This is a genomic window from Streptomyces sp. HUAS 31 (assembly GCF_028198125.1).
Classification (GTDB): domain Bacteria; phylum Actinomycetota; class Actinomycetes; order Streptomycetales; family Streptomycetaceae; genus Streptomyces; species Streptomyces chartreusis.
In genome coordinates this window covers 6,783,861-6,809,853 of record NZ_CP116353.1, presented here as the reverse complement: position 1 = coordinate 6,809,853, position 25,993 = coordinate 6,783,861, and the positions used below count along the sequence as shown (strand labels likewise).

The 25,993-nt window shown below is 70.5% G+C and carries 21 protein-coding genes; 4 read left to right on the top strand and 17 right to left on the bottom strand.

Annotated features, from left to right (window positions below; translation table 11 throughout):
• Positions 1–11 precede the first annotated feature (11 nt).
• The 6 genes from ftsH to nsdA form a co-directional block, all read right to left on the bottom strand.
• Positions 12–1,949, bottom strand: coding sequence for an ATP-dependent zinc metalloprotease FtsH (gene ftsH, locus PGH47_RS30445; RefSeq protein WP_271666027.1), 1,938 nt, complete (start codon positions 1,947–1,949; stop codon positions 12–14).
• A gap of 116 nt (positions 1,950–2,065) precedes the next feature.
• On the bottom strand, positions 2,066–3,619 hold the full coding sequence (gene ffh, locus PGH47_RS30440; RefSeq protein WP_126902387.1) for a signal recognition particle protein: 1,554 nt from the start codon (positions 3,617–3,619) through the stop codon (positions 2,066–2,068).
• Between the two features lie 106 nt (positions 3,620–3,725).
• Entirely contained in the window at positions 3,726–6,176 is a 2,451-nt protein-coding gene (locus tag PGH47_RS30435) for a [protein-PII] uridylyltransferase (RefSeq protein ID WP_271666026.1), read from the bottom strand.
• 28 nt (positions 6,177–6,204) lie between these two features.
• Positions 6,205–6,543: a P-II family nitrogen regulator gene (locus PGH47_RS30430; protein ID WP_003997576.1), complete on the bottom strand. Its 339-nt coding sequence runs from the start codon at positions 6,541–6,543 to the stop codon at positions 6,205–6,207.
• Positions 6,540–7,886, bottom strand: a complete 1,347-nt coding sequence (locus PGH47_RS30425) for an ammonium transporter (protein WP_271666025.1) — start codon at positions 7,884–7,886, stop codon at positions 6,540–6,542. The genes PGH47_RS30430 and PGH47_RS30425 overlap by 4 nt, the downstream gene beginning before the upstream one ends.
• A gap of 334 nt (positions 7,887–8,220) precedes the next feature.
• Positions 8,221–9,714: a transcriptional repressor NsdA gene (nsdA, locus tag PGH47_RS30420; protein ID WP_271666024.1), complete on the bottom strand. Its 1,494-nt coding sequence runs from the start codon at positions 9,712–9,714 to the stop codon at positions 8,221–8,223.
• Positions 9,715–10,172: 458 nt separating this feature from the next.
• Between nsdA and PGH47_RS30415 the strand changes: the two genes are divergently transcribed.
• Positions 10,173–10,829 (top strand): bifunctional DNA primase/polymerase, encoded by a 657-nt coding sequence (locus PGH47_RS30415; protein WP_271666023.1) that lies wholly within the window; start codon positions 10,173–10,175, stop codon positions 10,827–10,829.
• A gap of 85 nt (positions 10,830–10,914) precedes the next feature.
• Here the strand turns inward: PGH47_RS30415 and ftsY are convergent, their stop codons facing one another.
• Positions 10,915–12,129, bottom strand: a complete 1,215-nt coding sequence (gene ftsY, locus PGH47_RS30410; RefSeq protein ID WP_271666022.1) for a signal recognition particle-docking protein FtsY — start codon at positions 12,127–12,129, stop codon at positions 10,915–10,917.
• A gap of 106 nt (positions 12,130–12,235) precedes the next feature.
• On the opposite strand from ftsY, the gene PGH47_RS30405 reads away from it, so the two are divergent.
• Positions 12,236–13,207, top strand: a complete 972-nt coding sequence (locus PGH47_RS30405) for an LLM class flavin-dependent oxidoreductase (protein ID WP_030956779.1) — start codon at positions 12,236–12,238, stop codon at positions 13,205–13,207.
• Between the two features lie 117 nt (positions 13,208–13,324).
• Here PGH47_RS30405 and PGH47_RS30400 read toward each other — a convergent pair whose 3' ends face one another.
• From PGH47_RS30400 to PGH47_RS30385, 4 genes are all read right to left on the bottom strand, one after another.
• Positions 13,325–14,740 carry a sugar porter family MFS transporter gene (locus PGH47_RS30400; RefSeq protein ID WP_271666021.1) on the bottom strand — a complete coding sequence of 472 codons (1,416 nt, stop codon included), beginning with the start codon at positions 14,738–14,740 and terminating at the stop codon, positions 13,325–13,327.
• Positions 14,741–14,960: 220 nt separating this feature from the next.
• Positions 14,961–18,545, bottom strand: coding sequence for a chromosome segregation protein SMC (gene smc, locus PGH47_RS30395; protein ID WP_271666020.1), 3,585 nt, complete (start codon positions 18,543–18,545; stop codon positions 14,961–14,963).
• A gap of 238 nt (positions 18,546–18,783) precedes the next feature.
• Positions 18,784–18,987, bottom strand: coding sequence for a hypothetical protein (locus PGH47_RS30390; RefSeq protein ID WP_030048901.1), 204 nt, complete (start codon positions 18,985–18,987; stop codon positions 18,784–18,786).
• A gap of 382 nt (positions 18,988–19,369) precedes the next feature.
• On the bottom strand, positions 19,370–19,651 hold the full coding sequence (locus tag PGH47_RS30385; RefSeq protein ID WP_107902414.1) for an acylphosphatase: 282 nt from the start codon (positions 19,649–19,651) through the stop codon (positions 19,370–19,372).
• Positions 19,652–19,803: 152 nt separating this feature from the next.
• Here PGH47_RS30385 and PGH47_RS30380 point away from each other — a divergent pair, with 152 nt between their 5' ends.
• Positions 19,804–20,958 carry a CAP domain-containing protein gene (locus tag PGH47_RS30380; protein ID WP_271666019.1) on the top strand — a complete coding sequence of 385 codons (1,155 nt, stop codon included), beginning with the start codon at positions 19,804–19,806 and terminating at the stop codon, positions 20,956–20,958.
• 95 nt (positions 20,959–21,053) lie between these two features.
• Here the strand turns inward: PGH47_RS30380 and PGH47_RS30375 are convergent, their stop codons facing one another.
• The gene (locus PGH47_RS30375; protein WP_271666018.1) at positions 21,054–21,644 is read right to left on the bottom strand and encodes a flavodoxin family protein; all 591 of its coding nucleotides are present in this window, start codon (positions 21,642–21,644) and stop codon (positions 21,054–21,056) included.
• A 108-nt stretch (positions 21,645–21,752) separates the two neighbouring features.
• Between PGH47_RS30375 and PGH47_RS30370 the strand changes: the two genes are divergently transcribed.
• Complete coding sequence (locus tag PGH47_RS30370) at positions 21,753–22,154, top strand: winged helix-turn-helix transcriptional regulator (protein WP_271666017.1); 402 nt, start codon at positions 21,753–21,755, stop codon at positions 22,152–22,154.
• Here PGH47_RS30370 and mutM read toward each other — a convergent pair.
• From mutM to PGH47_RS30345, 5 genes are all read right to left on the bottom strand, one after another.
• Positions 22,127–22,987: a bifunctional DNA-formamidopyrimidine glycosylase/DNA-(apurinic or apyrimidinic site) lyase gene (gene mutM, locus PGH47_RS30365; protein ID WP_271666016.1), complete on the bottom strand. Its 861-nt coding sequence runs from the start codon at positions 22,985–22,987 to the stop codon at positions 22,127–22,129. The genes PGH47_RS30370 and mutM overlap by 28 nt on opposite strands.
• A 124-nt stretch (positions 22,988–23,111) precedes the next feature.
• Positions 23,112–23,900, bottom strand: a complete 789-nt coding sequence (rnc, locus tag PGH47_RS30360; protein ID WP_271668186.1) for a ribonuclease III — start codon at positions 23,898–23,900, stop codon at positions 23,112–23,114.
• Positions 23,901–23,919: 19 nt separating this feature from the next.
• The gene (gene rpmF / locus PGH47_RS30355; RefSeq protein ID WP_007493396.1) at positions 23,920–24,093 is read right to left on the bottom strand and encodes a 50S ribosomal protein L32; all 174 of its coding nucleotides are present in this window, start codon (positions 24,091–24,093) and stop codon (positions 23,920–23,922) included.
• 2 nt (positions 24,094–24,095) lie between these two features.
• Entirely contained in the window at positions 24,096–24,740 is a 645-nt protein-coding gene (locus PGH47_RS30350) for a YceD family protein (RefSeq protein WP_271666015.1), read from the bottom strand.
• 138 nt (positions 24,741–24,878) lie between these two features.
• Positions 24,879–25,976, bottom strand: a complete 1,098-nt coding sequence (locus PGH47_RS30345) for a cell division initiation protein (RefSeq protein WP_271666014.1) — start codon at positions 25,974–25,976, stop codon at positions 24,879–24,881.
• Positions 25,977–25,993: the final 17 nt, after the last annotated feature.

The following is a 25,993-nucleotide window of genomic DNA, read 5'->3' as shown; positions in this document are numbered from 1 at the left end:
GGGCCGCCGCTCTACTCGGCCTCGTCCTTCTTCAGCCGGGTGATCCCCGCGATCCGGTAGGCGTCCGCCTCCTCGAGCGTCTCGTGCTCCAGCAGGGCCTCCGCGAGCGCGTCCAACCGGCCGCGGTGGTCGCGGAGTTTGTGCAGGGCCTCCTCGTAGCAGTCGTCGACGATCCGGCGCATCTCGGCGTCGATGACGTCGAGCGTCCGCGGCGCGGCGGAGAGCCCGTACGCCTGCTGGGCGTCGCTCGGCAGGGCGGACAGCCGGCCGACGCGTTCGCTCATGCCCCAGCGGGCCACCATCCCGCGCGCGATGTTGGTGACCTGTTCGAGGTCGTTCTCCGCGCCGGTGGTGACGACCCCGTAGACGACGTCCTCGGCCGCCATGCCGCCCAGGGCGCCGATGATCCGGCCGCGCAGATACTCCTCCGAGTGCGCGTACCGCTCCACCTCGGGGGTCGACATCGTCACGCCGAGGGCCCGCCCGCGCGGCACGATGGTGATCTTGCGGACGGGGTCGGCGCCCGGCTGGAGCATGCCGAGCAGGGCGTGCCCGCTCTCGTGGAACGCGGTGCGGCGGCGGTCCTCCTCGGGCATCACGAGGGTGCGTTCGGCGCCCAGCTGCACCTTCTCCAGGGCCTCGGAGAGGTCCGCGGCGGTCACCTGTTCCTGGCCCCGCTTGACGGCGAGCAGCGCCCCCTCGTTGGCGAGGTTGGCCAGGTCCGCGCCTGTCATGCCCGGGGTCTTGCGGGCCAGCTGGATCAGGTCCACGTCCTCGGAGAGCGGGATGTCACGGGTGTGGATCGCCAGGATCGCCTCGCGGCCGCGGCGGTCCGGCGGGGAGACGTTGACCACCCGGTCGAAGCGGCCGGGCCGGGTGAGCGCCGGGTCCAGGATGTCGGCGCGGTTGGTCGCGGCGATGACGATCACACCCTCGGAGCCGGAGAAGCCGTCCATCTCGGTGAGGATCTGGTTCAGCGTCTGCTCGCGCTCGTCGTGTCCGCTCACCGAGGCGCCGCCGCTGCGCACCCGGCCGATGGTGTCGATCTCGTCGATGAAGATGATCGACGGCGCCACCTTGCGGGCCTCGGCGAACAGCTCGCGCACGCGTGAGGCGCCGACACCGACGATCATCTCGATGAACTCGGACGCGGAGGCGGAGAAGAAGGGCACGCCCGCCTCGCCGGCCACCGCCCGCGCCAGCAGGGTCTTGCCGGTGCCCGGCGAGCCCGCGAGGAGCACACCGCGGGGCATCTTCGCGCCCATCCTGCGGTAGGCGTCGGGGTGTTCGAGGAAGTCGACGACGTCGTCCAGCTCGCCCTTGACCTCGTCGATGCCGGCCACGTCGGCGAACGTCGTGCGGTGCTTGCCCGGCAGCAGCTCGACCGGTTTGGGCGGCGGCTTGCGCCCGAACATGCCGCCCGCGCCGCCGCGGCCCCCGGCGAACCGGCGGGCGATGAAGAGCCACAGCGCGACGATGATGACGAGGGGTGCCAGCGAGATCAGCAGGTTGACCAGGAGACCGCGCTGTTTCACCACGGGCTGCGCGGTCACCGTGACGTCGTTCCTGCTCAGCTCCTGCCAGAGCTCGTCGTCGGCGAAGGCCGGGCGCTGGGTCTTGAACTTGGTGTACTTGCCGTCGCCCTCGGGGTTGTCCTTGGCGGTCTTCAGCTCGCCCTGGATGGCGTCGCCCTTGGAGTAGATCTTGGAGACGTTGCCGTCGTCTACCTGCCGGCTGAACTCCGTGTAGGAGATCGTCGGCTCGTTGCCCTCGTCGAGGTACGTCAGTCCGATGTACGCCAGCAGGAACACGATCACGCCGGTGACCAGCAGGCTCCACCAGCGGCCGCGTGGACGCCGGCCGCCGGACTTCCTGGGTGGCTCGTCCGGGGTGCCCTCGGTGCGCCACGGCTGGTCAGGGGCCTTGCGTGGTGGCGCCGCATCGCTCATATCTGGACGTTACGGCAGACAGCGGGCCATGGCACGCGCACAGGGCGCCCCTCGGGGAGAGGGACGCCCTGTGCGACATACGGGGCGGACCCGGTTCACCGGGTCCGCGACAGCCGTCAGCCCATGAACTTCTTGAACTCGTCCGGCAGCTCGAAGTCCTGTCCGGCCTGCTGGCCCGGCAGTCCGAGGGCGCCGCCGGCCTGAGCGGCGGCGGCCCGGCGGGCGGCCTCCTCCTGCTCCTGCTGCTTGCGCTTCATCGGGTTGCCGGAGCGCTGCTTGCCCTTGGCCTTCTTCGGCTGCTTCTTGGTCCGGCCGGGACCGCCGCCCATGCCGGGCATCCCCGGCATCCCGGGCATGCCGCCGCCCTGGGCCATGCGGGACATCATCTTGCGGGCCTCGAAGAACCGCTCGACGAGGTTCTTGACCGCGCTCACCTCGACGCCGGAACCCTTGGCGATACGGGCGCGCCGGGAGCCGTTGATGATCGTCGGTTCCTGGCGCTCGGCCGGGGTCATCGACTTGATGATGGCGGCCGTGCGGTCGACGTCCCGCTCGTCCAGGTTGTTGATCTGGTCCTTGATCTGGCCCATGCCCGGGAGCATGCCGAGCAGCTTGGAGATGGAGCCCATCTTCCTGACCTGCTCCATCTGGGCCAGGAAGTCGTCGAGGGTGAAGTCCTGGCCCTTCTTGGAGGCCAGCTTCTCCGCCATCTTCTGGGCTTCGGCCTGGTCGAAGGTCTTCTCCGCCTGCTCGATCAGGGTGAGCAGGTCACCCATGTCGAGGATGCGGGAGGCCATCCGGTCCGGGTGGAAGGCGTCGAACTCGTCGAGCTTCTCGCCGTTCGACGCGAACATGATCGGCTTGCCGGTGATCTGCCGGATCGACAGGGCGGCGCCACCGCGGGCGTCACCGTCGAGCTTGGAGAGCACCACGCCGTCGAAGCCGACGCCGTCGCGGAAGGCCTCGGCGGTGTTGACCGCGTCCTGGCCGATCATCGCGTCGACGACGAAGAGGATCTCGTCCGGCGAGACCGCGTCACGGATGTCCGCGGCCTGCTGCATCATCTCCTGGTCGATGCCCAGGCGGCCGGCGGTGTCCACGATCACGATGTCGTGGACCTTGGACTTCGCGTGCTCGATGGAGTCCTTGGCGACCTTGACCGGGTCACCGACGCCGTTGCCCGGCTCGGGCGCGTAGACCGCGACGCCTGCGCGCTCGGCGACGACGCTCAGCTGGTTCACGGCGTTCGGGCGCTGGAGGTCACAGGCGACCAGCAGCGGCGAGTGGCCCTGCTCCTTCAGCCAGCGGCCGAGCTTGCCCGCGAGGGTGGTCTTACCGGCACCCTGCAGACCGGCCAGCATGATCACGGTCGGCGGCTGCTTGGCGAAGCGCAGGCGGCGGGTCTCGCCACCGAGGATCGTCACGAGCTCGTCGTTGACGATCTTCAGGACCTGCTGGGCCGGGTTCAGCGCCTTGGAGACCTCGGCGCCCATCGCACGTTCCTTGACGTTCTTGATGAACGTCCGGACGACCGGCAGCGCCACGTCCGCTTCGAGGAGTGCGATGCGGATCTCGCGCGCGGTGGCGTCGATGTCCGCCTCGGAGAGCCGTCCCTTGCCGCGCAGGTTCTTGAAAGTCGCTGAGAGGCGATCGGAGAGAGTATCGAACACGGCGCTCGCGGTCCTCGGGGTCGGTGGCAGCTGGGAATCGCCCTCCAGGGTATCCCGGCGGCACAGGTTGCCGGGATCCCTGGGTTCAGAGCCTTTGAACAGGGTCTCAGCCCCGCAATGTCTCCTCCAGCTTGCGTGCCACGGCGGCCGCCTCCTCACCGGGCAGCGGGGCACCCTCGGGCCCTGTGACATAGAACGCGTCGACGGCGTTCGCACCCAGTGTGCTGACATGCGCACTGCGCACCCGCACGCTCGCGTCCTCCAGTGCCCGGCCGATCCGGAACAGCAGCCCCGGCGCGTCCTGGGCCCGCACCTCGATGACCGTGGCCAGCCGGGAGGCGGCGGGATGCACCGTCACCCTCGGCGGCGGCGCCACCACGCCCCTGCGGCGCGGATAGGCCGCGTCCCGCTCGGCGAGACGGCCCGCGATGTCCAGGGAGCCGTCCAGCGCCCGTACGAGGTCGGCGCGGAGCCGGGCGGCCTGCGGCAGCGAGCCGTACTCGGCGGCGACCCGCCAGTTCAGCAGCAGGACGGCGCCCTCGACGCCGTCGGGCAGGTCCAGGGCGCTCAGCTCGGCGGTGCGCACGGTCAGGCGGTGCATCGCGAGGACGCCGGCCACCGCGGGCAGCACGCCCGGCTGGTCGGGGACGGCGATGAGGAGTTCCACGCCGAGCGGCTCCGGATCGCCCGGGGCCTGCTCCTCGGCCGGCGGCTCGGTCTGGGCCCGCAGCGCCAGTACGGGGCTGCCGGTGGCGATCGCCTCGATGGCGAGCCGTTCCTGCTCGGCGGTGGGCGCGGCGGCCTCGGGCTCGGCGGGGTCGTCCCCTGCGAGGACCGCGCCGACGCGTTTGACCAGGTCGGCGACGAGGGACCCGCGCCAGGACGACCAGGCGGCCGGGCCGGTGGCCAGGGCGTCCGCCTCGGTCAGGGCGTGCAGCAGCTCCAGGGTGCCCTGCGAGCCGACCGCCTCGGCGACCGAGCGCACGGTGGCCGGGTCCTCCAGGTCGCGCCGGGTCGCCGTCTCGACGAGCAGCAGGTGATGGCGTACGAGGGTGGAGAGCACCGTCACGTCGTCGCGGTCGAAGCCGATGCGCGCGGCCACGTCCTTGACGATGATCTCGCCGGCCACGGAGTGGTCGCCCGGCCAGCCCTTGCCGATGTCGTGCAGCAGCGCGGCGACCAGCAGCAGGTCGGGGCGGTGGACGCGGCGGGTGAACTCGGAGGCGCGCACGGCCGTCTCGATGAGGTGCCGGTCGACGGTCCAGATGTGCACGGCGTTGCGCTGCGGGCGGCAGCGCACCCGCTCCCAGTCGGGCAGGAAGTGGGTGATCAGCCCTTCGGCCTCCAGCGCCTCCCACACCTCGACCGTCGGCCGCCCGGAGCCCAGCAGGGTCACCAGCTGCTCACGGGCCTCGGCGGGCCACGGCGTGGGCAGCGGGCGCACGTTCGCCGCCATGCGCCGTACGGCGTGCAGGGAGAGCGGCAGTCCGGCCTGGGCGGCGGCGGCCGCGGCCCGCAAGGGCAGCACGGGGTCACGTTCGGGGCGTGCGGCACGGGCGAGCACCACCTCGCCGTCCTGCTCCACGACGCCCTCGGCGAGCGGGGAACGCTCGGCGGTTGGCTTCGCACCGCCGCCCAGCATGGCGCGCAGCCGCGGCCGCACGGCGCGCGCCCGCAGCACGCGCCCCACTTCACGCCAAGTGACATCACTGGCGTACGAGATCACCCGCGCCGCCTCGTACACCTGCCGCAGCAGCGTGTCCGCGTCGAGCAGGCCGAGCTCGGCGGCGACCTGGTCCTGTTCCTGGAGCGAGAGCCGGTCGGTCGCCCGCCCGGTGGTCAGGTGCAGGGCGTCGCGTACGTCGAGCAGCCGGCGCCGGGCGTCGTCGAGGCCCTCGCGCGGGGCGTCGGCCAGCCAGGACGCGGCGACGGCGCGCAGGATGGTGGCGTCCCGCAGGCCGCCGCGCGCCTCCTTCAGGTCGGGCTCCAGGAGGTACTGCAGCTCGCCCTGGCGCTCGGCGCGTTCGGCGGACAGCTCCTGCAGTTCGGGCAGCCGCTTGGGCGCCTGGTTGCGCCAGTCGGCGAGGACCGACGTGCGCAGTCCGGCCGTGAGGCCCAGGTCGCCCGCGATGTGCCGGGCGTCGAGGAGGCCGAGCTGGACCTTGAGGTCCTCGCCGGCGGTCTTTCGGGCCTCGGCCGGTGTGCGCACGGAGTGGTCGAGGGCGAGGCCGAGGTCCCACACGGGGTACCAGATGCGGTCGGCCAACGCGGCCACCGCCTTGCTGTCGCCGCCGTCGTGCAGCAGGAGCAGGTCCAGGTCGCTGCGCGGGGACAGCTCGCCGCGGCCGTACCCGCCGACGGCGACCAGGGAGACGCCGCGCAGCCCCTCGGCGCCGGCCGCGAACAGGCCGGTCAGCCACTCGTCGGTCAGCTCCGCGAGGGCGGCACGGCGCGGCGGCCCGGACCGCGCCTCCTCGGTGAGGAGACGCAGCCGGGCCGCCGCGTAGCCGCTGGGTCCCGAGCCCTCTGCATCCTTGGAAACGTCCGTGCTCGTCACCCAGCGACTCCTGTTCTGTTTCCCTGCCTCAGAGCGCGTCGGGCCCGCGCTCGCCGGTCCGCACCCGGACGGCCGTCTCGACCGGCAGGGACCAGACCTTGCCGTCACCGATCTTGCCGGTGCGGGCGGCCTTGACGATGACGTCGATCAGCTGCTCGGCGTCGTCGTCCTCGGCCAGGACCTCGATACGGATCTTCGGGACCAGGTCGACGGTGTACTCGGCACCGCGGTAGACCTCGGTGTGGCCCCGCTGACGACCGTAGCCGCTCGCCTCGGTGACCGTCAGGCCGTGGACTCCGAAGGCCTGGAGGGCTTCCTTGATCTCGTCGAGCCGGTGGGGCTTGACGACGGCGGTGATGAGCTTCATGCGTCCACCTTCTTGCTCGCGGCTGCCGCGACCGGGGCCGGGGCTGCGGCGGTACGGGCGGCACCGCCGCCGGCGCCGCTGAAGTCGTATGCGGTCTCGGCGTGCTCGGCCTGGTCGATGCCGGCGACCTCGTCGTCCTCGGAGACCCGCATGCCGATGGTCTTGTCGAGGATGAAGGCGAGGATCGCGGAGACGATCAGCGAGTAGGCCAGGACCGCGAAGACACCGGCGCACTGCTTCCAGAACTGGGTCAGGCCGCCGCCGTAGAAGAGGCCCTCGACGTCGGACTGGCCCTTGCCGCTGGCGAAGAAGCCGATCAGCAGGGAGCCGACGACACCGCCGACCAGGTGGACACCGACGACGTCGAGCGAGTCGTCGTAGCCGAGCTTGTACTTCAGGCCCACGGCCATGGCGCACAGCAGACCGGCGATGGCGCCGACCGCGATGGCACCGAGCGGGGAGACCGCGCCGCCGGACGGGGTGATGGCGACCAGACCGGCGACCGCGCCGGAGGCGGCACCGAGCGTGGTGAACGCGCCGTGGCGGATCTTCTCGTAGATGAGCCAGGCCAGCATGGCGGCGGCGGTGGCGACCTGCGTGTTGACGAACATCAGCGCGCCGACGCCGTCGTCGTTGCCGAGCCACGAGCCGGCGTTGAAGCCGAACCAGCCGAACCACAGCAGACCCGCGCCGAGCATGACCAGCGGGAGGCTGTGCGGGCGCATCGGGTCCTTCTTGAAGCCGACGCGCTTGCCGATGACGAGGATCACGCCGAGCGCAGCGGCACCGGCGTTGATGTGGACCGCCGTACCACCGGCGAAGTCGATCACACCGAGCTCGAAGGCCCAGCCGCCGGCGCCCCACACCCAGTGCGCGACCGGGAAGTAGACGACCGTGGCCCACAGGGCGATGAACAGCGCCCACGCCGTGAACTTCACGCGGTCGGCGAGCGCACCGCTGATCAGGGCCGGCGTGATGATCGCGAACATCAGCTGGAAGACCATGAAGACGAAGATCGGGATGGTGTAGCCGTCCCACAGCTGGGTGAGACCGATGTTGCTGAGGCCCACCCAGTCGGAGTTCCAGCCGATGATGCTGCCGGAGTCGGTGCCGAACGCCATGGAGAAGCCGTAGAGCACCCACAGGATGGTGACTATCCCCAGGCTGATGAAGCTCATCATCAGCATGTTCAGGGTGCTCTTGACGCGGACCATGCCTCCGTAGAAGAAGGCCAGGCCCGGGGTCATGAGCATCACCAGGGCGGAACAGATGAGCATGAAGCCTGTGTTGGCGGACGACAGCGTGGGTGCGTCCGCCGCAAGCGTGATGGCGGCTGATGCCATCGGCGTCTCCTCGTCGTTGGTACGGCCCCGTGCGGGCGAAGCCTGAGCGGAATGAGGGGTGGGCCGGTTATGCGCCAAGAGATTGGCGCAGCGCCGTTTCGGTGGAAGCCCCTCGTTGTTTCGCCGCCGTGACGAAGGCGCCTTGCGTGTTACGCGTCGATGAACTGCCGGATGTTCGGCTGTCTGATCGTTATCGTGGCGCAACCTTCATCGAAGGGAAAAAGCCGGCCGCGGTCGGCCTTCCGATGACCTGGCATGGGGGAGCCGAGTCGGGCAGTTCGGGAGGGCCGGCCGCGGCCGGGGTTCTGCGGGTCCCAGGGTTCGCCCCCGGGTGTCAGACCGCTTCGGCGGTCTCCGGGAGCTCCACTGCGAGCTTGTCGGTGAGATCCACGACCTCGGCGAGATCCCCGAAATCGCGTACGGCCGTGTCGACCGTCTTTCGAATACGAGTGTTGACGCGTTCGGAGCGCACCTTCTTGGCGACCGCCATGGCCCGCTCTGCATAGACGGCGCTCTGCTCGGGCTCGCGCCGCAGCAGATGCACCGTGGCCACGCCGATGAGGTTCAGCGCATACGACCGCTGGTGCTCGCCGTCCTTCGCGAACAGGTCCACGGCCTGCTGCATCAGCGGCTCGGCCAGCGAGGCGTACGTCGGGCTGCGGCCGGCGACATAGGCCAGGTCACGGAAGGAGTGGGAGTTCTCGCCGTACAGCTCCGCCTCCGAGAAGAAACGGATCCAGTCGGGGTCCGGCTCGTCCCACTCGTCGGACTCGGCGAAGGTGTCCTCGGCCATCCGGACGGCCCGCTTGCACTTGCCGGGCTGGCCCATGTTGGCGTACGCGCGGGCCTCCATCGCATACAGCATCGACTGGGTGCGCGGGCTCGCGCAGTCCCGGCTGCCGTACTGCGCGAGGTGGATCAGCTCCAGGGCGTCGTCGGGCCGGCCGAGGTGGATCATCTGGCGGCTCATGCTGGACAGGACGTACGAGCCGAGGGGGCGGTCGCCGGCCTCCTTGGCGGCGTGCAGCGCGAGGACGAAGTACTTCTGCGCGGTGGGCTGGAGACCGACGTCGTACGACATCCAGCCGGCCAGCTCGGCCAGCTCGGCGGCGACCTTGAACAGCTTGCGGGTGGTGGCCTCGGGCTGGGGCTCCTGGAGGAGGTCGGTCACCTCGTGCAGCTGGCCCACGACCGCCTTGCGGCGCAGTCCGCCGCCGCACTGGGCGTCCCACTGCCGGAACATCACGGTGGTGGACTCCAGCAGGTCCAGCTCGGGCTTGGAGAGCCGGCCGCGCGCGCGGGAGGACGGGACGGTGCGGGGCTCGTGGTACGGGGCGGGCGGGGCGGGGACCAGCCAGCGCTGCATCGGCTCGATGAGCGCCGGGCCCGCGGACAGGGCCAGCGAGCTCCCGAGGAAGCCGCGCCGCGCCAGCATCAGGTCGCTGCGCGAGAACTCGCTGAGCAGGGCCACCGTCTGCGGGCCCGTCCAGGGCAGGTCGACACCGGACGCGGAGGGTGACTGACGGGGCGCGCGCAGGCCCAGGTCCTCGACGGAGACGACACAGCCGAAGCGCTCGGAGAACAGCTCGGACAGGATCCTGGGGATCGGCTCGCGGGGGTTCTCGCCGTCCAGCCAGCGGCGTACGCGGGAGGTGTCGGTTGAAATGTGGTTGGCGCCCAACTGACGGGCCCGTCGGTTCACTTGGCGGGCGAGTTCGCCCTTCGACCAGCCGCTGCGGACGAACCAGGACGTGAGGAGCTCGTTCGGGCGCTTGTCAGCGTGCGATGTGCCACCGGCACTCGTACCGCCTTCGCTGCTGCCGCTCACTGGAACGCCCCCATCCCTTGGACCACTTGTCACCGAGTGCGCCAAGCCCTATCAGAATGCCGGTAAATACGGTCGCCCGTCCGGCAGTTCTCACCCTTCGAACGGAAAGCCGACTTGCCTGCGGCATACCCACGAGCGCATGTGCCCCGAAGCTCCGTGCACTCACGGTAATCCTACGATCACGGCTCCAGCCATGGCGATCCCTGAATCGCCACCATTCGCCACCCCTTCGAATGAACTCACGGACGCCTCCACACGATTCACTTGACATAGGACGGCCGGAAGTGGGCGGAGCGAAGCACTCAGGGGCGCGTGTCGCCCGGCCCACCACCCGAGGCACTTCGAAGCGCCGCATGGACCGAGCGGCGAAAAGCGGGTACCCGGCCACCGAGGAACACACAGAGTCACGTTCCGAATTCGCGTCGTAACCACCGGCGCGCTTTCCCGTTGGAGGGGGCATGGGCTTCACGATCGGCGGCATCCGTGAGATGCGATCCGGCTCGCGGCGACGCGGCCGTGCCTCGGAGTGCACCGCCGTCGCCGAGTTCACCGGACTGTGGGGCTGGGACGTGGTGCCCGGCGCGCGCGCCGCCGCGGGCGCCTGCTCGTGCGGCCGTCCCGACTGCGACGCGCCCGGCGCGCACCCCCTGGACTTCGCGCCCCGGGTCCCGGCCGGCGCCACGCTCGACGAGGTCACCAAGGCGTGGTCGGAGTTCCCGGGCGCCGCGGCGATGCTGCCGGTCGGTCGGGCGTTCGACGTCATCGAGGTGGCCGAGCCCGCAGGACGCCGCGCGCTGACCCGGCTCGAACGCATGGGCCTGCCCCTCGGCCCGGTCACCGCCACCCCCGACGGCCGCGCGCACTTCTTCGTCGCCCCCGGCGCCGCCGCCGAGCTCCCCGAGATCCTCTACCGCATGGGCTGGGACGACCCGACCCACCTGGATCTGCGCGGCCTCGGCCCCGGCGAGCACATCACGGCCCCGCCGTCCGACCGGGGCGGCCTGGGCCCGGTGCGCTGGCTGCGTCCTCCGGCGCTGGACACGGCGACGAAACCGCCGGCGGCCCGGCTGCTGCTGGGCACGCTGGCGTACGTGGCACACAGGTCACGGGCCTAGGCCCGCACGGCAAAGCGCCCGTCCCCCGACTGCACCTCGGGGGGCGGGCGCTTCTTGCACCACGTACCGAATTCGGTAGCCGGTGTCACTCTCCGATAAGGGCGTCAACGAACGCCTCCGGCTCGAACGGCGCCAGATCGTCGGCGCCCTCACCCAGCCCGATCAGCTTCACGGGCACACCCAGCTCGCGCTGCACCGCGACGACGATGCCGCCCTTGGCGGTGCCGTCCAGCTTGGTCAGCACGATGCCGGTGATGTCGACGACCTCGGCGAAGACACGGGCCTGCACCAGGCCGTTCTGCCCAGTGGTGGCGTCCAGCACGAGCAGTACCTCGTCCAGCGGTGCGTGCTTCTCGACGACCCGCTTGACCTTGCCGAGCTCGTCCATGAGGCCGGTCTTGGTGTGCAGGCGCCCGGCGGTGTCGATGAGGACGACGTCGGAGCCCATCTCCTTGCCCTCCTTCACCGCGTCGAACGCGACGGAGGCGGGGTCGCCGCCCTCCGGACCGCGCACCGTGTGGGCGCCGACCCGCTCGCCCCAGGTCTGGAGCTGGTCGGCGGCCGCGGCACGGAAGGTGTCGGCGGCGCCCAGGACCACGCTGCGGCCGTCGGCCACGAGGACGCGGGCGAGCTTGCCGGTGGTGGTGGTCTTGCCGGTGCCGTTGACGCCGACGACCATCACGATGCCGGGCTTGCTGGCCTCGGGCTCGGTCTTGACCACGCGGTCCATGTCGGTGCCGACGAGCTTCAGGAGCTCCTCGCGCAGCAGGCCGCGCAGCTCCTCGGGGGTGCGGGTGCCGAGGACCTTCACGCGCTCGCGCAGGCCGTCGACCAGTTCCTGGGTGGGGGCCACACCGACGTCGGCGGTGAGCAGGGTGTCCTCGATCTCCTCCCACGTGTCCTCGTCGAGGTGCTCGCGCGACAGGAGCGTGAGCAGCCCCTTGCCGAGGGCGGTCTGCGAGCGGGAGAGCCGGGCGCGCAGCCGGATCAGGCGGCCGGCGGTCGGCTCCGGCACCTCGATCTCGGTCGGCGGGAGCTCTTCGACGACGGGCGGTTCCTCGACGGCGACTCCGGTCGAGCCGTCGGGAAGGTCCACCTCCTCTATGGTCCGGCGCTCTTCGTCGCGCGGTGTCTCGGCCTCGTCGCCGACGTGCGGCTCGGCCGGAGGGGCGGTGATGTCGGGCGCGGCGGGCGGCGGCGGCGGGGGCAGCTGCTTCTTACGGCGGCTGCCGACGATGAGCCCGCCGAGCGCGCCGAGCACGACCACGGCGATGACTACAGCAAGGATGACGATGTCCATAACCCGTCCAGTATCAGCCATGGACTCCGGCGACACCCCTCTGGATGTCTGACACACCGTCAGCTAACGTCCGCCTTCATACCCGCCCGGTGAAGGGGGAGGCCCCATGCCCGTCTCGGTCGTACGTTTCAACCTCGTCGAGCCCGACGCGACCCCCGCCTCGCTCGCCGCCCGCTACCGGGCCGCCCTGGAGATGGCCGCGTACGCCGACGAGCACGGCATCACCACGGTGCAGACGGAGGAGCACCACGGCGCCGAGAACAACTGGCTGCCGTCGCCGTTCGCCTTCGCCTCCGCGGTCTTCGGCGCGACGAAGCGCCTCGCGGTCACCGTCTCGGCGATCATCGGCCCGCTGCACGACCCGCTGCGGCTCGCCGAGGAGATCGCGGTCCTGGACCTGCTGAGCGGCGGGCGGCTGGTCACGGTCGCCGGGATCGGGTACCGCCCCGAGGAGTACGCCCTGTTCGACGTCGAGTGGAAGCGGCGCGGCCGGCTCCAGGACGAACTGCTGGAGACGCTGCTCAAGGCGTGGACCGGCGAGCCCTTCGAGTACCGCGGCCGTACGGTACGGATCACCCCGCGCCCGTTCACCGACCCGCACCCCCTGCTGCTGGTCGGCGGTTCCTCCAAGGCCGCCGCCCGCCGGGCCGCCCGCCTCGGTCTGCCGTTCTTCCCCAGCGCGCATCTGCCGGAGCTGGAGGCGTACTACAAGGAGCGGCTGGTGGAGTACGGCACCGAGGGCTGGACGATGATGCCGGCCGCCGAGACACCGCTGCTGCACGTCGCCGAGGACCCGGACCGGACCTGGGCCGAGCACGGCCGGCACTTCCTGCACGAGGCCCGCACCTACGCCTCCTGGCAGTCCGGGGAGATCCGCTCGGCGGTGAAGTCGGGGGCCACGACGGTGGAGGAGCTGCGCGCCGAGGGCGTGTACCGGATCGTCACTCCCGAGGAGTGCGCGGCGCTGGGCTTCGACAACTACGTACTGCACCCCTTGTCGGGCGGGATGCCCGTGGAGGAGGGGTGGCGGAGTCTGCGGCTGTTCTGCGAGCGGGTGCTGCCGGCGCTGGACGCCTGACCGCCGTACACGACACCGCCGCCCCGGCTCGGGCAGTGGCCGAGTCGGGGCGGCGGCGGGTTACGGGGAGAGGGGCAGCGGGGACTTGGCCCTTCCCCCCGGGTCCGGGTGGGCGGCTCAGCCCATCTCCTCCAGCTTCTTGCCCTTGGTCTCGGGCACGAACTTGAGGATGAACGGGATGGAGAGGAAGGCGAACACCGCGTACATGACGTAGGTGAGCGACAGGTTCCAGTCCGCCAGGTCCGGGAAGGTGATCGTGATCACCCAGTTGGCGATCCACTGGGCCGAGGCGGCCACGCCCAGGGCGGCGGCGCGGATCTTGTTCGGGAAGACCTCGCCGAGCATGACCCAGACGACCACGCCCCAGGACAGGGCGAAGAAGAGCACGAAGGCGTTGGCGGCGATCAGCGCCACGTAGCCCTGCGCGGTCGGCAGCGGGTCGTTGCCGCTCTGGAAGGAGAAGGCCCAGGCGGCCGCCGCGAGCGAGATGCCCATGCCGACGGAGCCGATGAGGGCGAGCGGCTTGCGGCCGAGCCGGTCGACGAAGATCATCGCGATCACGGTGCCGATGATGTTGATGATCGAGGTCTCGAAGGAGTAGAAGAACGAGCTCGACGGGTCGACGCCCACGGACTGCCACAGCAGGTTCGAGTAGTAGAAGATGACGTTGATGCCGACCAACTGCTGGAAGACGGAGAGGCCGATTCCGATCCACACGATCGGCAGCAGGCCGAACCTGCCGCCCAGCAGGTCCTTGAACGTCGACTTGTGGTCGCTGCGCATGGCCTGGTCGATCTCCGCGACCCGGGCGTCCAGGTCGATGTCGCCCTCGACGTCCGCGAGGACCTTCTTGGCGTCGGCGGTGCGTCCGACGCTGATCAGGTAGCGCGGGGACTCGGGGATGGCGAAGGACAGCAGCCCGTAGATCAGCGCGGGTACGAGCATCACGCCGAGCATCCACTGCCAGGCCTCCAGGCCCGCGATGGTGCCGCGCTCCTCGCCGTCCGCCATGTTCAGCAGGGCCCAGTTGACCAGCTGCGAGATCGCGATGCCGATGACGATGGCGGCCTGCTGGAAGGAGGCGAGCCGGCCCCGGTAGGCGGGCGGGGCGACCTCGGCGATGTAGGCCGGGCCGATGACGGAGGCCATGCCGATGGCGATACCGCCGAGCACACGCCAGGCGGCGAGGTCCCACGCGGCGAACGGCAGACCGGAACCTACGGCGCTCACGGCGAACAGCACCGCCGCGATCTGCATGACGCGGATCCGGCCGATGCGGTCGGCTATGCGGCCGGCGATCGCGGCGCCGAGGGCGCTGCCGAGCAGGGCGCTGGCGGCGACGGTTCCGGTGACGCCCGAGCTGAGGTCGAAACGGTCCTGGATACCGCCGTTGGCTCCGTTGATGACGGAGCTGTCATAACCGAACAGGAAGCCGCCCATGGCGGCCGCCGCGGTGATGAAGACGACGTGCCCGAGATGTTCGGGGTGGGCCGCCTTGGCTCCTGGTGTGGACGCCTGCGCTGTGCTGGTCACGTGTACTCCTCGGGCACCGGCAACGCTGCCGGGTGGGGGTCAGCCGCTTCAGGCCGTGATACCTGAAGTTAAAAGCAACGTTGGAGACCCTATGTCTTCAAGTATCGAAGTCAATAGGGAGAGTGCTGTGACTTTGGAGACGCATCTGGGTGAGGTGTGTTCACTTCTTGAAGTGAAGGTGAAGAGGTGAAGGTTGGTCGGGGAGGCGGTGTGCCCGGCGTCAGCGCAGCTTCTGGCTGATGACCTTCGAGACGCCGTCGCCCTGCATGGAGACGCCGTACAGCGCGTCGGCGACCTCCATCGTGCGCTTCTGGTGCGTGATCACGATCAGCTGCGAGGCTTCCTGGAGCTCCTGCATGATGCGGATCAGCCGCTGGAGGTTGGTGTCGTCGAGGGCGGCCTCGACCTCGTCCATGACGTAGAACGGGCTCGGCCGGGCCTTGAAGATGGACACCAGCATCGCGACGGCCGTGAGTGAACGCTCACCACCCGAGAGCAGCGACAGCCGCTTGACCTTCTTGCCCGGCGGGCGCGCCTCGACGTCGACACCCGTGGTGAGCATGTTGTCGGGGTCGGTCAGGATCAACCGCCCCTCGCCGCCCGGGAACAGCCGGCTGAAGACGCCCTCGAACTCCCTGGCCGTGTCCCAGTACGCCTCGGTGAAGACCTGCTCGACGCGTTCGTCGACCTCCTTGACGACCTGGAGCAGGTCGGCGCGGGTCTTCTTCAGGTCCTCGAGCTGCTCGCTGAGGAACTTGTGCCGCTCCTCAAGCGCCGCGAACTCCTCCAGGGCAAGCGGGTTGACCTTGCCGAGCTGCTGGTAGGCACGCTCTGCGGCCTTGAGCCGCTTCTCCTGCTCGGCCCGCAGGAACGGCTTGGGCTGGTTGCGGGGGTGCTCGGGGTCGTCGGGCAGCTGCTCTCCCTCGGCGGCCAGGGACGGCGGTACGAGCTGGTGGGGGCCGTACTCGGAGACGAGCCCGGCGGGTTCCACGCCCAGCTCCTCCAGCGCCTTGGTCTCCAGTTGCTCGATCCGCATCCGCTTCTCGGCGCCGAGGACCTCACCGCGGTGCACGGAGTCGGTCAGCTTGTCGAGTTCGGCCTTGAGGTCACGGCCGGCACCGCGGGCCGCGGTCAGCTCCTGCTCCCGCAGCGCCTTGGCCGCCTCGGCCGCGCCGCGCTCCTCGTCTGCCCGCGCGAGGGAGACCTCGACGTGCGCCAGCAGCTGCCGAGCACCGGAGGCGACGGCCTCCGCGACGGCCGCCTCGTGGCGCAGCCGCGCCCGCCGCTGCTCGGCACGCGCGCGTGCCTCGCGTTCGGCGCGGGCGGCCCGGTCGAGGGAGTCGGCCCGTCCGGACAGTCCCTTGACCCGCTCCTCGTGCGTACGGACCTGGAGGCGAGCCTCCATCTCGGTCTGCCGGGCGTTGGCGCCGTCGGCGGCGAGCCGGTCCCGCGCCGAGGTGTCGGGCTCCTCCTCGACCGGCATCTCCTCGGCCACGGCGAGCCGCTCGGCCAGCTCCTCCGCGTCCATGAGCGCCTTGTCGAGGGCCTCCTGGGCCCGCGCGGCGGCGGCCACGGACCGTTCGGCCTCCCCCGCTGCGCCGCGCGCCTGCCCGGCGAGCCGGCCGAGCTGCTGGGCCACGGTCGACTTCTCCCGGTCGGCCGCCCGGCGCCGCTCCCCCAGCTCCTCGACCAGGGCGACGGATGCCTTGCGCCGTTCGGCGGCCGCGTGCTGGGCCTCGGTGAGTTCCTCGCAGCGGACCGCCAGCTCTTCCAGCTCGGCGGCGGCCTCGTCCACGGACGCCTGCACTTCGAGGAGGCTGGGGGCACCCGCGGAGCCGCCGTGCGCGAAGTGGGCGCCGAGGAGGTCGCCTTCAGCGGTCACGGCGGTGAGGCGGGGGTGCGCGTAGACGAGGTCTTCGGCGTCCTCGAGGGTGCCCACGACGACGACGCCGTCGAGGAGGCGTCGTACGGCGGACATGAGGTCGGAAGGGCCGCGGACCAGATCCGCCGCGTGATGCCGTCCGGCGGGTGCGGGTTCGTGGTGGCCGGTCGCGCCGTTTCCCGCGCCCCCGAGGGGCGCCTCCGGTGAACCGGCGAGCAGAAGTGAAGCCCTGCCCGCGTCCTGCTTCCGCAGCAGACGGATCGCCTCTGCCGCCGCGGACGGTGAGGTTACGGCGATGGCGTCCGCCGCCGCTCCGAACGCCGCCGCCAGCGGTACCTCGTAGCCCGGTGTCACGGTCAGCAGTTCCGCGGCAGGGCCCAGCAGCCCTGTGAGGCGATCCTTCGCGCCGAGCAGCGCACCCGTGCCGTCCTTGCGGCGCAGGCCCAGTGCCAGCGCCTCGTGCCTGGCCTGGGTCGCGGCACGCCTGCGTTCCGCCGCGGTGGCCGCCTCGCGGGCCGCCGTCAGAGCGGCCTCCGCCTCCGCGAGCTGCGCCTTCGCCGTGTCGTGCTGCTCGGCGAGTTCCGCGTCGCCGGCGTCCAGGCCGTCGACCTCGGCCTTGAGCGCCTCGTACTCCTCCTGGGCGGCGAAGGCGCGCTCCTGTGCCTCGTCCCGGGCGGCGGCAAGGCGGTCGATCTCGGACTGGGCGGACGCGGCACGTGAACGGGCCGCGTTGACCTGGCCGTTCAGCCGGGCAAGGCCCTCGCGGCGGTCGGCGATGGCGCGGGCGACGTCCTTGAGCCTGCGTTCCTCGAGGCCGAGTTCACGCTCCAGTTCGGCGCGGTGGGCGACCGTGTCCTCCAGCGCCCGCTCGGCCGCTTCGAGGGCCGCCTCCAGCTCCGCCTCCTGCTCACGGATGCGGGCGGCCTCGCGCTCCATGTCCTCGGGGTCGCGGCCCCGGCGCTCCTCCGGTGGCGCGGACGTCGCGCTCTTCACGCGTGCGTCGGCCAGCGAGATCGTGCCGCGCACCCGCTCGGCGAGCTGCGACAGCTCGTACCAGGTCTGCTGGGCCTGCTGGAGGCGCGGGGTGAGCCGGCGGACCTCGTCCTCCAGGAGGGCCTCGCGCTGGAGCGCCTTCTTCAGCTCATGCTCGGCGGTCTCCTTGCGTTCCTTCAGCGCGGCCTCGTCGGCGACCTCTGCCTGGAGCGCCTCTCGCAGCCGTACGAGATCGTCGGCGAGGAGGCGGAGCCGGGCGTCGCGAAGGTCCGCCTGGATGACGGCGGCCCTGCGTGCGACGGCCGCCTGGCGGCCCAGCGGCTTGAGCTGTCGGCGCAGTTCGTCCGTGAGGTCCTGCACGCGCGCGAGGTTGGCCTGCATCGCGTCCAGCTTGCGCAGCGCCTTCTCTTTGCGCTTGCGGTGCTTCAGGACGCCGGCCGCCTCCTCGATGAAGGCGCGGCGGCCCATGGGGTCCGCGTGCAGGACGGAGTCCAGCTGGCCCTGGCCGACGATGACGTGCATCTCGCGGCCGATGCCGGAGTCGGAGAGCAGTTCCTGGATGTCGAGGAGGCGACAGGTGTCACCGTTGATCTGGTACTCGCTGCCGCCGTTGCGGAACATGATCCGCGTGATGGTGACCTCGGAGTACTCGATGGGCAGTGCCCCGTCGGAGTTGTCGATGGTCAGCGACACCTCGGCGCGGCCCAGCGGGGGGCGGCCGGTGGTGCCGGCGAAGATGACGTCCTCCATCTTGCCGCCGCGCAGCGACTTGGCACCCTGCTCGCCCATGACCCAGCTGAGCGCGTCCACGACGTTGGACTTGCCCGAGCCGTTCGGACCGACGACGCACGTGATGCCCGGCTCGAACCGGAGCGTGGTCGCCGACGCGAACGACTTGAACCCTCGGAGGGTCAGGGCCTTGAGGTGCACGCCGGTGGACTCTACCTTCCGGGGAAGTCTCGCTCCATGAACGCACGGTTTCACCGGTGAACGTGCAGGGCACACCAGACGTTAAAGAGGGTGAAAGGATGCGGGGGAAAAGAAAGAAGGGACGCCGAAGCGTCCCTTGCAACTTCTGACGGCTGGGCAGACCCCAGTCGTCTGACGACTTAGCGGTTGATACGGGCTGCCCAACCACTGCTGCAGCTGTTGTGGAGCGATGCAGTGATCAGGTGAGCGCAGGCTCCGCCTGGTGTGCGTCGATGCTCTCCATGATCCTGTCGTGAGAAGCGGCAGCCGTCAGCGCGTCGTTCTCGGCCTGGATCCGACCGAGCTCGGACTCGAGGTCCTGGACACGCTGCTGGAGCCGTCGCATCTCGGCGAGGAGTCGAGGGTCGGAGCCGCCGACGTAACCGAGAAGCGCCTTTGCCATGATGGATGGTCCTCCACACTGAGTGACCGACCGATGCGGTGTGGGTCGTGAGGGATTCGCACCCGCGGTTGCTTGGCAGGCCTGCAGTTGTGCTGCCGTTCAGCCACGCCAAACAGCTAGGGTGCGCGGGGCTTTCAGCGTCTCACCAAAAAGTTTGACGGTCAACACGATCACGCCCCGTATTGGCGGGTGAACCCGGGGGCACACGGCCGCGAACGGCGACGTGGCGACTCCTGCGGGCCCCTCGGGGCGTGGCGATCATCCTTGAGTGCGGAGCCTGCCACCGAGAGCCGTTCTTGGCAACCACCTGCTCATTTCTGCTCGGGGCAGTTGCCGGTGGCAGGTCCCTCCGCTTGCGCCTGGGTCGATGTACAGAAACGAGTCAGCGGATGGCGAAGCCGTCGTAACCCCCGCGAGGTGTGTCCCAGATCTCGGTGACACCGTCCACCCGCCCGGGCGTGTCGCTGCCCTGGAGCCAGTCGAGGAGTCCCTCGCAGCCGCCGCGGGGACCCTCCGCGACCACTTGGACCCGGCCGTCGTCCAAATTGAGAGCAAAACCACTCAGGCCGCCGATCTCGAGGGCCTTGGCCCGCGTGAACCAGCGAAAACCCACACCTTGGACGCGTCCACGCACCCAGGCGACCAACCGCACATCCTCGCTCATGACTGCAACCTAACGGGCCAATGTCTCTCGGGGCACTCCTTCCTCTGGCGCCATGCGGTACCGTCCCCACCCAATGAATCTCATATGAAACTCACTCGATCGTGTGAGTTGTGTGAGGACGTTGAGACCGCAGGGACGAGGAAGGCCAGGACATGGGACGCCACCGACGCTCCGCCGCCGGCCGCGCCGCCACGGGCCGCGCCACGGGGGTCACCAATACGGACGGCTCCTACACGGAGAGCCATGACCCGCTGGACTCGTACGCCGGCGACCGGTCGACGAGAGGCATCGCGCCCTATCTGCACCGGGAGGAGCAGGAGGCGTACGCCGAGGCCTCCGCGAGGAGCGACGCGTACCTCTTCGCATCGGAAGAGGACTACGCACGCTTCAACGACACCACCGCCTTCCCGGTCGACGAGACCGGCGCCTTCCGGAGCGAGGGCTTCACGCCCGACTCCGGCGCCCGGCGCCCCGGGGGCTCGCACCGCCGCCGCAAGAAGGCCGCGGCTCCGGTGAAGACCGGGCTGCTCGGCGTCTCCGCCGCGGTCGCCATCGGCACGGTCGCGGTGGCCGCGGGCGTGGTGCCCGGCATCGACAACTACCAGCTCGGCGGTGGCAGCGGCACGGACCGGGCGCAGTCGGCCGGCTCCCCGACGAACATCCCCGCCGAGCAGGGCGGCAACTCGGGCAGCGCGGACCGGGACGACAGCGGCGGCACGACGAGCCGTGACGTCCAGCGGCCTTCCTCGCCGGCTCCGTCGACCACGTCGGCCGCGCCGACGAAGACCCCGTCGAAGAAGCCGTCGGCCACGCCCAGCAAGAAGCCGAAGGACACTCCTTCGCGCAAGGCCACGAAGGCGCCCGAGAAGCAGAGCGAGAAGCCGCCGAAGGCCGACGAGCAGACCAGCGTCCCCGTGACCGTGTCCGCCGAGTCCGCCGCCGCGGCCGAGGTGCTCCGGCTCGTGAACGAGGAGCGGGCGCAGGTGGGATGCAGCCCGGTCGCGGCCAACAGCGCGCTCACCGGTCTCGCCCAGGACTTCAGCGAGGCCATGGCCGATCTGGGCTTCTTCGACCACACCGACCCGGGCGGGGCCTCCCCGTGGGACCGGGCCGCGAAGGCCGGCATAACGGACCTCGGCGGCGAGAACATAGCCCGCGGCCAGGCGGATGCCGCCGCGGTCATGGAGGCCTGGATGAACAGCCCGGGCCACAAGGCCAACATCCTGAACTGCGACTTCAAGACCCTCGGCGTCGGCGTCCACATCGGCGCGGGCGGCCCTTGGTGGACGCAGGACTTCGGCTACTAGGCATACCGCTCACGCGACGGCAGTCCGTCCGCGGCAAGGGGCTCCCACCCGGTGACGACCGGGTGGGAGCCCCTTGTGCGTGGGCCCTCGTGCGGTTACGCGGCGATCGCGGCGCGGCCCAGGGCGAACGTCTTCGCGGTCTCGGTCACCCGGCGGCCGAGGTGCTCCGCCGTCGCCACGTCGGCCTTGTGGACGGCGTCGGGTCCCTGGTCGGCGTTGGTCTGGGCGGCGGCGCCGGCGAAGAAGCCGAGGCGGTTGATGTCGTGCTCGGAGCCGGCGCTGCTGTTCCAGCCGGGGAGCAGGCCGAGGTTGACCCAGTGCATGCCGAGCTGCGCGGCCAGGATCTGGAAGAACTGGAGGGTGTGCAGCTTGTCACCGCTCTTGGAGGCGGAGTTGGTGAAGCCGGCGGCCAGCTTGTCCGTCCAGGCCCGCTCGGCCCAGCGCTTGGAGGTGGCCTCGGCGAAGACGTGAAAGGCGCCGGACGCGGTGCCCATGTAGGTCGGCGAGCCGAACACGATGGCGTCCGAGGCGTCGAGGATCGCCCACTGCTCCTCGGTGATCTCGTCCACCTTGATCAGGTGCACCTCGGCACCGGCCTCGGCGGCACCCGCACGGACGGCCTCGGCGATGACGGCGGTGTGGCCGAAGCCGGAGTGGTATGCGATGGAGACGACAGGGGTGGTCACGTGGGTACTCCTGAAATAGGCAGCTCACTGGCGATGACGAAAGGAAAGCACTAACTTCTGGTTAGTGCAACCTCCCAGTAAGCGCTGCGTTCGAGTACGCTTCAGTCCATGGACACCACGCAGGAGCTCATGGAGGCGCAGGACCTCCCGTACAACGTGTTCGCCAAGGCCTGCCCCTCGCGCGTCACGCTGGAGCACGTCACGGGCCGCTGGGGCGGACTGACCCTGGGCGCCCTGTACGACGGCTCGCTGCGCTTCAACGAGCTGCGCCGCCGGGTCGACGGCGTCAGCGAGAAGATGCTGTCCCAGACCCTGCACGCCCTGGAGCGCGACGGCCTGGTGCGCCGCGACGCCCAGCCGACGAATCCGCCGCGGGTCGACTACGAACTGACGCCGCTGGGGCGCGGGGTCGCCGAACGGCTGCTGAGCCTCATCCACTTCGTGGAGGGGCGGATGGACGACGTGCTCGAAGCACGCCGGAACTACGACGAGACGCGCGGCGCCCTCTGACACTTCGGGCAGAAGTAGCTGGACCGGTTCATCCAGGGCCGCCGGCGCATCGGCGTACCGCACCGCTTGCAGGGCAGCCCCTCACGGCCGTACGCGTCGAGTGAGCGGTCGAAGTAGCCCGACTCGCCGTTGACGTTGACGTACAGGCTGTCGAAGCTGGTGCCGCCCACCGCGAGGGCCGCGTTCATCACGTCCCTCACATGGCCCAGGAGTTCCTGGGTGCGGGGGCGGGTGAAGGTGCCGGTGGGGCGCTCGTAGTGCAGACGGGCGCGCCAAAGTGCCTCGTCCGCATAGATGTTGCCGACGCCGCTGATCAACGACTGGTCGAGCAGGGCCCGTTTGATGGTGCTGCGCTTGCGGCGCAGGGCCTGGTGGAAGGCCTCGTCGTCGAAGAGCGGGTCGAGCGGGTCGCGCGCGATGTGCGCGATGACGTCGGGCAGTCCGTCCGGGGTGTTGTCGTGCAACGACAGCCCGCCGAAGGTGCGTTGGTCCACGAACCGCAGCTCGGTGTCGAGCGCGTCCGCGAACCGCACCCGGATCCTGAGGTGCTTCTCGTCCGGCGCGGTGCGCGGCTGGACCAGCAGCTGACCGCTCATGCCGAGGTGCGCCAGGACCGACTGCCCGGTGTCCTCCAGGGGCAGCCACAGGTACTTGCCACGGCGGCTGGGGACGCCGACACGGTGGCCCTTGAGCCGGTGCGCGAAGTCATCGGCGCCGGCGATGTGCCGCCGTACGGCACGCGGGTGCAGCACCTCGGCGTCGGCGACCGTGCGATGGGCGACCCACCGCTCCAGGCCACGCCTTACGACCTCGACCTCGGGCAACTCGGGCATCGGATCCCCTGTACACCTGCGACGGGACGTAGGGCTCTCGCACCCTGTGCGTCCCGCGGAGCCTGCTGAATGGGCCGAGCGCCCGCCCCGGCGAAGGGTCGGGCGCTCGGATCGCGCTGTTCGGTCAGGCGGAGGCGGACGGCGCGTCGGCGTCGTCCCCGGCGGCGTTCTCGGCCGCCTTCCTGGCTCGCTCGTCCGCGGCGGCCTTGATGGACCGCCACGCGGACTCAGCTGCCTGCTGCTCCGCCTCCTTCTTGCTGCGGCCGGTGCCGGTGCCGTACGAGACGCCTCCGACGCGGGCGGCAGCAGTGAAGGTCTTCTCGTGGTCGGGGCCGGTCTCCGTGACCAGGTACTCGGGCACGCCGAGTCCTTCGGTCGCGGTGAGCTCCTGGAGACTGGTCTTCCAGTCCAGGCCGGCTCCGAGGTTCGAGGACTTCTCGATCAGGGGGTCGAACAGGCGGTGCACCAGCTCCGCCGCCGATTCCAGGCCCTGGTCGAGATAGACCGCGCCGATCACCGCTTCCAGGGTGTCGGCGAGGATGGACGCCTTGTCCCGGCCGCCCGTGCCCTCTTCACCACGGCCGAGCCGGATGAAGGAGCCCAGTTCCAGCCCACGACCGACCTCCGCCAGCGCACGCGAATTGACCACCGCGGCCCGCAGCTTGGCCAGCTGGCCCTCGGGCAGATCGGGGTGGGTTCGGTACAGCGTGTCCGTGACCACGAGACCCAGCACGGAGTCCCCGAGGAACTCCAGCCGCTCGTTGGTCGGCAGACCGCCGTTCTCGTACGCGTAGGAACGGTGGGTCAGCGCACGCACCAGAAGGGCGGACTCGAGCTTGTACCCGAGCCGCCCTTCCAACAGCGTGTGGGACGAGGCCTGGTTGTCCGCTGCGTTCTTCTTCGGCGTGGACACAGTGCCTCTCACCAGCCGCTCAGACCTCGAGGACCTGGCGCTTGTTGTAGGTGCCGCAAGACGGGCACGCGATGTGCTGCAGCTTGGGCTCGTGGCAGCGCTCGCACGCAACCAGTGTGGGGACCGCAGCCTTCCACTGCGACCGGCGGTGGCGCGTGTTGCTGCGCGACATCTTCCGCTTCGGAACAGCCACGGCTACTTCTCCTGCTTCTCGTCGACGCCCGCTTCCGCTTCGGCGCCGCTCATCTCGTCCTTCTCGCCGTCTCCGAGTGAACCGGCGAGTCCCTTCAGTGCCGCCCAACGGATGTCGACGGCGTCATGCTGGTGGTCCGGGTCGTCCGCCAGCCGGGCTCCGCACTCGGAGCACAGGCCGGGGCAGTCTTCCTGGCACACCGGCTGCATCGGCAGTGCGAGCACCACCGCATCACGCAGCACGGGTTCGAGGTCGAACAGGCCGTCCTCGAGAAAGAGCCTGTCCTCGTCGTCCTCGGCGTCGTCGCCCGGTTCCGCTTGGACGCGGCCCCGGTCGTCGGCGTCAGGGTACGAGAACATCTCCTGGAATTCCGCTTCGACGTCGAGCTGAAGCGGCTCCAGACACCTTACGCACTCCCCCTCGGCCTGTGCACGGGCGGTGCCTGTGACAAGCACCCCTTCCATGACCGACTCGAGCCGGAGTTCGAGCTCCACCGGGGCGCCTTCCGGCACTCCGACGACTCCCTGGACACCGAAGTCCTTGGGGGCGTCGATCGTACGGGTCAGGCGCTGCAGCGCACCGGGCCGCCGACCCAGCTCGTGCGTGTCGAACACGAGAGGGTTGCGGTGGTCGAGGCGGGCTGTCACGCCGTTCCTGCTTTCGATCTGCTGAGCTCAAGGGGTCACTGCCCGTCGGTGTTCCTGGGCAGCGTTGATCGCGGACGTACGCGCGACCGAAGAGCCAGGATACTGGACCTTTCGCTCACGGCCCAATCCGGTGGTCCCTTACTGGCCGCGACCCTGTTCGTAGGCCCTCAGCTGCTCCGGCGTGATCATGCTCGTGTCGAAGAGGCTGGTCTCGTCGAGGGCGTACGACTGCTGGGCGGCCTGCTCGGGCTGCTGCTGGTCGTAGCCCGCCTGCTGGGCGTCGTAGCCCTGGAAGGGGGCACCTCCCGCCGGAGCGTAGCCGGAGGTGGGGGCGTACGGATCGGCCTGCTGGTAGCCGTACGGGTCCTGCTGCTGGGCGTAGGCCTGCTGCGGGTAGCCCCCGTAGGTGTCCGTCTGCTGGTAGCCGTACGCCGGCTGCACGGGCTGCGGGTCGTACTGCGGCTGTGCCGGTACGGCCGCCGGCGGCTGCTCGGCCGGAGCCGCCGGGGTGTCCTGCTCCGCGAGCGCGGCGAGGTCGGCGAGGTAGTCGGCGTCGCTGGAGTGCTGGACGGTGCCGAGGTCGTCGGAGAGGGCGCCGAGGTCGTCGGTGGCGATCCGGCCGTGCAGCTTCTGCCGGCCGCGGCCGACGGCCTCCAGGGTCTTGGCGAGTACGGCCTCGAAGGCGCCCAGCTTGGCGTCGACGTACTGGTCGGCCGTGCGGCGCAGGGTCTCCGGGTCGTGGCTGCGCTCGGGGGCGTCCTCGTCCTCGTAGCCCTGCTCGTCGAGGCCGGGACCGGTACCGAGGAGCTTCTCGCGGCCTCGGCCGACGGAGCCGAGGGTCTTGGTGAGGACGACCTCGAAGTTGGCGAGCTTGGAGTCGACGTAGTCGTCGGCCTCCGCGCGGACGTCCTCGGCCTCCTTGCGGGCCTCGGAGAGGATGCGGTCGCCCTCGGCCTGTGAGCGGCGGGCGACCTCGGTGTCGGAGATCAGCGAGCCGCGCTCGGCGTGCGCCTGGCCGATGATGCGGTCGGCCTCCTGACGGGCCTGCTCGACCATCTGCTCGCGGTCGCCGATCAGCTCCTGGGCCTGGGCGAGGGAGCCGGGCAGGGCCGCGCGGACCTCTTCCAGCAGGGAGAGCAGTTCGGCGCGGTTGACCACGCACGAGGCCGACATCGGCATCGACCGGGCACCTGAGACCGCCGCGACGATCTCGTCGAGCTTGTTCTGTACGTCCACCGTGTGCTCGCCACTCT

Coding starts and splice junctions, on each gene's coding strand:
- ftsH (WP_271666027.1), bottom strand. CDS start 1,949: ATGAGCGATGCGGCGCCACCACGCAAGGCCCCTGACCAGCCGTGGCGC.
- PGH47_RS30430 (WP_003997576.1), bottom strand. CDS start 6,543: ATGAAGCTCATCACCGCCGTCGTCAAGCCCCACCGGCTCGACGAGATC.
- PGH47_RS30425 (WP_271666025.1), bottom strand. CDS start 7,886: ATGGCATCAGCCGCCATCACGCTTGCGGCGGACGCACCCACGCTGTCG.
- PGH47_RS30415 (WP_271666023.1), top strand. CDS start 10,173: ATGGGCTTCACGATCGGCGGCATCCGTGAGATGCGATCCGGCTCGCGG.
- ftsY (WP_271666022.1), bottom strand. CDS start 12,129: ATGGACATCGTCATCCTTGCTGTAGTCATCGCCGTGGTCGTGCTCGGC.
- PGH47_RS30405 (WP_030956779.1), top strand. CDS start 12,236: ATGCCCGTCTCGGTCGTACGTTTCAACCTCGTCGAGCCCGACGCGACC.
- PGH47_RS30390 (WP_030048901.1), bottom strand. CDS start 18,987: ATGGCAAAGGCGCTTCTCGGTTACGTCGGCGGCTCCGACCCTCGACTC.
- PGH47_RS30385 (WP_107902414.1), bottom strand. CDS start 19,651: ATGAGCGAGGATGTGCGGTTGGTCGCCTGGGTGCGTGGACGCGTCCAA.
- PGH47_RS30380 (WP_271666019.1), top strand. CDS start 19,804: ATGGGACGCCACCGACGCTCCGCCGCCGGCCGCGCCGCCACGGGCCGC.
- PGH47_RS30370 (WP_271666017.1), top strand. CDS start 21,753: ATGGACACCACGCAGGAGCTCATGGAGGCGCAGGACCTCCCGTACAAC.
- mutM (WP_271666016.1), bottom strand. CDS start 22,987: ATGCCCGAGTTGCCCGAGGTCGAGGTCGTAAGGCGTGGCCTGGAGCGG.